9 protein-coding genes are annotated in these 6,106 nt (G+C 53.6%); 2 read left to right on the top strand and 7 right to left on the bottom strand.

Annotated features, from left to right (window positions below; genetic code table 11):
* Positions 1–136 precede the first annotated feature (136 nt).
* The 4 genes from ACGK9R_RS04405 to ACGK9R_RS04390 form a co-directional block, all read right to left on the bottom strand.
* Positions 137–601 (bottom strand): hypothetical protein, encoded by a 465-nt coding sequence (locus ACGK9R_RS04405; RefSeq protein WP_394578540.1) that lies wholly within the window; start codon positions 599–601, stop codon positions 137–139.
* Between the two features lie 28 nt (positions 602–629).
* Positions 630–1,013, bottom strand: a complete 384-nt coding sequence (locus tag ACGK9R_RS04400; RefSeq protein ID WP_394578538.1) for a hypothetical protein — start codon at positions 1,011–1,013, stop codon at positions 630–632.
* Positions 1,014–1,260: 247 nt separating this feature from the next.
* Complete coding sequence (locus ACGK9R_RS04395; protein WP_394578536.1) at positions 1,261–1,482, bottom strand: hypothetical protein; 222 nt, start codon at positions 1,480–1,482, stop codon at positions 1,261–1,263.
* Positions 1,483–1,671: 189 nt separating this feature from the next.
* Positions 1,672–2,022 (bottom strand): hypothetical protein, encoded by a 351-nt coding sequence (locus tag ACGK9R_RS04390; RefSeq protein WP_394578534.1) that lies wholly within the window; start codon positions 2,020–2,022, stop codon positions 1,672–1,674.
* Positions 2,023–2,126: 104 nt separating this feature from the next.
* Between ACGK9R_RS04390 and ACGK9R_RS04385 the strand changes: the two genes are divergently transcribed.
* On the top strand, positions 2,127–2,318 hold the full coding sequence (locus ACGK9R_RS04385) for a hypothetical protein (protein WP_394578532.1): 192 nt from the start codon (positions 2,127–2,129) through the stop codon (positions 2,316–2,318).
* Between the two features lie 17 nt (positions 2,319–2,335).
* Here the strand turns inward: ACGK9R_RS04385 and yidD are convergent, their stop codons facing one another.
* Positions 2,336–2,542: a membrane protein insertion efficiency factor YidD gene (gene yidD / locus ACGK9R_RS04380; protein ID WP_394578530.1), complete on the bottom strand. Its 207-nt coding sequence runs from the start codon at positions 2,540–2,542 to the stop codon at positions 2,336–2,338.
* A gap of 37 nt (positions 2,543–2,579) precedes the next feature.
* Positions 2,580–2,777, bottom strand: a complete 198-nt coding sequence (locus ACGK9R_RS04375) for a DUF4177 domain-containing protein (RefSeq protein WP_394578528.1) — start codon at positions 2,775–2,777, stop codon at positions 2,580–2,582.
* Between the two features lie 706 nt (positions 2,778–3,483).
* Between ACGK9R_RS04375 and dusA the strand changes: the two genes are divergently transcribed.
* Positions 3,484–4,497 (top strand): tRNA dihydrouridine(20/20a) synthase DusA, encoded by a 1,014-nt coding sequence (gene dusA, locus ACGK9R_RS04370; protein WP_394578526.1) that lies wholly within the window; start codon positions 3,484–3,486, stop codon positions 4,495–4,497.
* Positions 4,498–4,556: 59 nt separating this feature from the next.
* Here dusA and ACGK9R_RS04365 read toward each other — a convergent pair whose 3' ends face one another.
* Complete coding sequence (locus tag ACGK9R_RS04365; RefSeq protein WP_394578524.1) at positions 4,557–6,029, bottom strand: catalase; 1,473 nt, start codon at positions 6,027–6,029, stop codon at positions 4,557–4,559.
* Positions 6,030–6,106 lie beyond the last annotated feature (77 nt).

The following is a 6,106-nucleotide window of genomic DNA, read 5'->3' as shown; positions in this document are numbered from 1 at the left end:
TCGAATGGTGGCCAACCATATCAAAAGAGGTGTTAGACACTCCAGGCCCGATGCACTACGACCTTCCATGCAAGAAGCCCACCAAACTGAAAGGTCGTAAGAAAAGCCTCAAGTAAGTAGCTTTAAAACAGAAAACTTACTGTGACACATTAGGATTGTAAAGAGTGAATACTCCGCCTTCAAATAGGTACCATGCCGATGCCCTAGCTTCATTAGTAACGAAAGGATATAGCACCTGTCGATTAAATGGGTTTCCACCACCCTCACAAGTTATGCGATGTACAAAAATATTTTCGCTACTTAGTGTCATCTCATCACGTAAGACTATAAACCTTTCAAACTCAGGGTTAGCAAAAAAAGCATCATTATCATAGCGAGTATATGTTCCCGACTGACCTGCCGCGTTGCAATTGAGAAAATCGCCCTCAGAACTACCCCGCTGTATTCTCTGCGTGCTACCTATTACATCTTGCGGATTGATAAACCACGCTTCACCAGTAAACCCTACTACTGACCAATTAGCATCAACACTATCAGCGTTAGCAAATGGGACAGTTACAAGAAACAAGTTTAAAGCTATAACGAAACGATAAGATTTCATAGACACCCCCAAAAATTCATTAAAACAATCATTCTGATACCGAAAGAGCTGCCATTCTTATAAACCCTTGGTTATCTAGTAGGGCTAATCCTTCATCTTCAACTCTATACATATGACCAAATTTATCGTCTCGATGAAAAACATTCTCTGAGTCTTTCCTTAGCTTATACAGTCCCTCCGAACCGTCCGCGTTTCGCCTATGAAAAAAATACTCACCTTGCTCATTCATTTGTATCGCTATTTCTGCTGGCCCGATAGGATCGAACCATTTTCCAATGACACCAGTTTCGCCAATTTCCACGTAACTTGTTTCGCTTAACACCTCTGATACCACCGACTGATCAGAATGCGCGGCATTAGAAAAAGTAAAAAAGGCAGACATCAATACCGCTGTAGAAAGTATCTTATTCATTGCTCAATCTTCTCGTTATGATCACAAAGCACTCCCGACCAAACCACATAGCCGGTGTGGTCAGCTAAACTTGATTATGTACTACTGTTCTACCCAGCCCATCATGATCATTAGCACCGCAGCACTTTCACCCACCTTCACATTAGAAAATAGGCGACGATTCTCTGCTGAATCAGATTCTGGCTCAAAGGCGTCATTAAGCTGATTAACCAATTCCTGTGCTAACGGACGCAGGCTATTAACGTCACTAATTTGTCGGCTGATACCAGCTTTTAAATGGCCTCCTTGCTCCTTGATGCATGGTACTTACAAAATCAGCTGCTGTAGCTAGCTTGTTAGCGTCACCCGCTTGCTGCCATTCCAAAGCACTCGCAACGTGTAGATCACCGCCTGAGTACCAGTTAGGCTGTGCAACCAATGAAACACATAAAAGCCAGCCTAAAACAACGACTACCGTTACCTTTTTCATTCCCTCTCCCTTTTAACTTTCTAGATGCATCAAAACTCCCGATCACTCCAAATAATTGGTTTTTTTTGCTGTCGGAATCTTCTAAATAAGCGTTCCCACAACGCGTGCTTTTAAGCGACACCTCCACTGTGGCAAAGTTTGACTAAGATTCAAACAAGTTATTTCCCGTTACACAATGTAAGAAGATACTTACACCGCCCAGCACCGCGCCTGCTTCACCATAACTATTCTAAACTGCTCGGCCTTGATGAAACACCCCTCACCGCCGGTGGCAGGTAGCAACCGGCAGCGCTTGCCAACGCGGTGGGTTTTGAACAGCCGATACTCGCCGACCACTTCTGCGACCACCAGCTCCGCATGGCCATGCGAGTGGGCTTCGTCCACCACCAGCACGTCGCCTTCCATCCAAGGCCCGCCGGGCTCGGCGTCCTCGCCCACTTCTACCAGAAAATGGCTCGGTGAAAACCGGCGCCGGTCGAACTCCGCCACCGCCGGATGCGCCACACCCACCACGGCCGGCCCGAGGTAGTTCACTCGCATGTCGTCGTTCTGTGCTGCGTTTTTTATCCCGGACGAGTTGCCTATCGCCTTCCCTGTGGCTAATACTGTATAAAAATACAGTATTAGCCACAGGGAGGTTAAGAATGATTGGTTTGGTCGACTGCAATAATTTCTACGTGAGCTGCGAGCGCGTGTTCCCCCCCAAGCTCAAGGGCCGCCTGGTGGGCACCATGCCCAACAACGACGGCTGCATCATCGCCCGCTCGAACGAGCTGAGGACGCTGGGCATCGAGATGGGCACCTCTGCCTATCTAGTGCGCGACAATAGGAAATAAAAATAAAAATTAGTGACCTATGGGTAATCAATACCACCGTATGGATAACGACAACGATATATCCTTTTAATAGCCATTATCCAGCCTGTTAAAAAACCATATTTTTTTAGAGCAAGTAGTGCATATTCCGAGCAACCAGGTTCATAGCGGCAACAGGCGCGCAGCTTTTTCGAGGCCACGCGTCTGTATAAAAAAATCAGCTGTATTGAGAGCCTAACCAGCATCACTTACGGACTTGCGAAAAGTTATCACATAATAGTGCTACTGCTTGGGGCCATTGCCACCTAAACCACCTGGTTGCACATGAATACCTATCGCATCCACTCTCTGAAATTCCCATCCTTCACTTGCCAGTTCGTTCACGACATCTTGCAAATAATCAGCAGCTTCATTTCCTTTCCGACCTTTAGAAGCCACTGAAACATTGGGAGGCACTTGAACCATTTTATATGTATACATATCGTTCCCTTATTTACTTAATATCGACTTTCTGTCAGCAGCTACTTAAACCACATGTTAAGTCCAAATCTTATACCGCTTTAAATCTCCAGATCCACATATCCTGAGGTTTTATCATCTCTGGCTGGTTAAGCCCTTTATCACTAATCAGATGCAAAGCGCGCACGTCCAATCGCTGCACTCGCTTGATACGCGGCCACCTCACCATCAGCAGGTCCCCCTTTCCGCTTCGGATACGATCCGTCCGGTTCACCAATGTTCTATGCGATCAGCCAAGATGCCACCCGCAAAACCACTAGGCCTCAACACCCATTCAGATTTCGCTGTCATTCTACTCATCAATTTGTTGCCCCAGAAACTAGCCTAACGCTGGTTATTCTTCGCTTCTGTTAAGCGAGCTTAACTCAATAGCCCTCACGTCACTATCGTAATAGCACCCAATTTTGATCTCAATTGTCTCGCTCGAACCAAACATATATGGCTGGAGCTAACCCCCGAACCTGCCTGTCACCTTTCGGGCTTCTTACACTGTGAGCGCTCCCTTTTCTTCCGTACAATATCGCCCATCACATTTATCGTGCGAAACGATCCGCTATAAATCGGTCTTCAGGCGAGCCAAGGCCCGTCGCTACTGACACATGCTCGGGTCGTTTTAACCATGCTTACACTAAAGCTGTATATTTGAACAGCTAAAGAACCGATTTCCATGACCGATTTGACGAACGAAAATAGCGCCGACCGGGGTCGCCGCTTCTCGGTGGCCCCCATGATGGACTGGACGACCCGCGACTATCGCGCGTTCGCCCGCACACTGACCAGGCGCACTCTGCTCTACACCGAGATGGTGACCACCGGGGCGATTCTGCACGGTTCGCCCCGGGAGCGTTTCCTGGGCTACACCGAGGTGGAGCACCCGATCGCGCTCCAATTGGGCGGCAGCGACGCAGGCGAATTGGCCGAGTGTGCGGCGATTGCTGAGCAGTGGGGCTATGACGAGGTGAACCTGAACGTGGGCTGCCCGAGCGATCGGGTGCAGAACAACCTGATCGGCGCGTGCCTGATGGGCTACCCGGAGAAGGTCGCGGCGGCGGTGAAGGCGATGCAGGCGGCGGTGTCGATTCCGGTGACGGTGAAGTGCCGGATCGGCATTGACGACCAGGACGAGGATGCGGATTTGGCGCGCTTTATCGAGATGGTGGCGGGCGCAGGCTGCACCACGTTTACCGTGCACGCGCGCAAAGCGTGGCTGAAGGGGCTGTCACCGAAGCAGAACCGCGACGTGCCGCCGCTGAACTACCCCCGCGTGCACCGTTTGAAAGCGGCTAACCCTGAGCTTCATATCGGCATCAACGGCGGGATCAAGACGCTCGAGGAGTGCCAAGCGCAGCTCGAGCACGTGGATAGCGTGATGGTCGGGCGCGAGGCGTATCAGAATCCGTGGCTCTTGGCCGGGGTCGATCAGGCCATCTTCGGCGAGCCCGGCCCGGCGGCGAGCCGGCTGGAGGCGGCCCAGGCGTTTCGCCCGTATATTCAGAAGCGCCTCGATGAAGGCGCTAAGCTCAACCATATTACCCGCCACCTGCTGGGGCTTTTTCAGGGTTGCCCGGGCGGGCGGCGCTTTCGGCGCCACCTTTCTGAGCACGCTCACAAGGAGGGCGCGGGCCTGCGCCTTTATGATGACGCGCTCGGTCTGATCCGCGAGCCCGAAACCGCGGCATAAAAAACCCGCCACGGCGTGCCGTGGCGGGTGGGGCTTACTCAGCGTATGGAAAGGCTGGCTTACTGGCCGGCCTTCTGGCGGTTTTCCATCACGCCCTTCTCGACACGCTCGCCGATGGTCTGGTCGACGTTCTTCCAGTACTCGAACACGCGCGACAGTACCGGCTCTTCCACCCCGCCGGAGACGTGGCCGACGATGTTGTTTACCAAGCGGTCGCGAGCGGCGTCATCCATCACCTTGTTGACCAGATCGTTGGCCTGGTTGAAGTCGCCGTCGTCCGGGCGCAGCGTGTAGGCCGCGCGTACGAACTCGCCATCCGCTTCCCATACCGCGTCTTCCGGGAAAGCCTTCGGGTCGGCGTGGGGGCCGCCTTTGCTGTTGGGTGCGTAGACCGGGTCGGTCGAATTGGAGATCCGCATCCGGCCACCCTGGGCGTAGCTATTCACCTGGGTTTTCGGCGCGTTGACCGGGATCTGCTGGTAATTGACGCCCAGGCGAGCACGGTGTGCGTCGGCATAGGAAATGACGCGCGCCAGCAGCATCTTGTCCGGCGAGAAGCCGGTCCCCGGCACGGAGTTGCTGGGCTGGAACGCCGCCTGCTCGATCTCGGAGTGGAAGTCCGTCGGGTTACGGTCCAGCGTCATCTTGCCCACTTCCTGCAGCGGGTAGTCGTCGTGCGGCCACACCTTGGTCAGATCGAACGGGTTGATGCGATAGGTTTTGGCGTCCTCGAAGGGCATGATCTGCACGTGCAACGTCCAGGTCGGGTTGTCTCCGCGCTTGATCGCGTCGAACAGATCGCGGCGGTGGTAGTCCGCGTCGGTGCCTGCCATCTGGTCGGCCTGCTCCTGGGTCATGCACTTGATACCCTGGTCGGTCTTGAAGTGGTACTTGACCCAGAACCGCTCGCTCTTGTCGTTGACCCACATGTAGGTGTGGCTCGAATAGCCGTTCATGTGGCGCCAGCTCGCCGGCACGCCGCGATCACCCATCAACCAGGTGACCTGGTGAGCGGATTCGGGAGAGAGCGTCCAGAAGTCCCACTGCATGTCATGATCGCGCAAGCCGTTATCGGCGCGGCGCTTTTGCGAGTGAATGAAGTGCTGGAACTTGAGCGGGTCGCGCACGAAAAACACGGGGGTATTGTTACCCACCATGTCGAAGTTGCCATCTTCGGTATAGAACTTCAGCGAGAAACCGCGCGGGTCACGCCAGGTGTCAGGGCTGCCCGACTCACCGGCCACCGTCGAGAAGCGGGCCAGCATTTCGGTCTTCTTGCCCTTTTGCAAAAACTTCGCGCGAGTGTACTGACTGACGTCGTGGGTCACCTCGAAGTGACCGAATGCACCGCCGCCCTTGGCGTGAGGCTGACGGTCCGGAATCATCTCCCGGTTGAACGCCGCCATCTGCTCCATCAGGTAGTGGTCGTGAAGTACGATGGGGCCATCGGGGCCAACGGAGAGCGAATGCTCGTCGCTGGCGACCGGAATGCCGGCGTCCGTAGTGGTGTAGTTGGATTTACCGTTGGTCATGCCCTTCCTCCATGTCACGATCCGGGGCCTCTTGAAGGGCCACCTGGTGCTGGCTCTTGTTCGAGCCGATGATCCAT

Source organism: Halomonas sp. HNIBRBA4712 (assembly GCF_043558675.1).
GTDB lineage: Bacteria > Pseudomonadota > Gammaproteobacteria > Pseudomonadales > Halomonadaceae > Vreelandella.
This window is presented reverse-complemented; position numbering and strand designations above follow the sequence as displayed.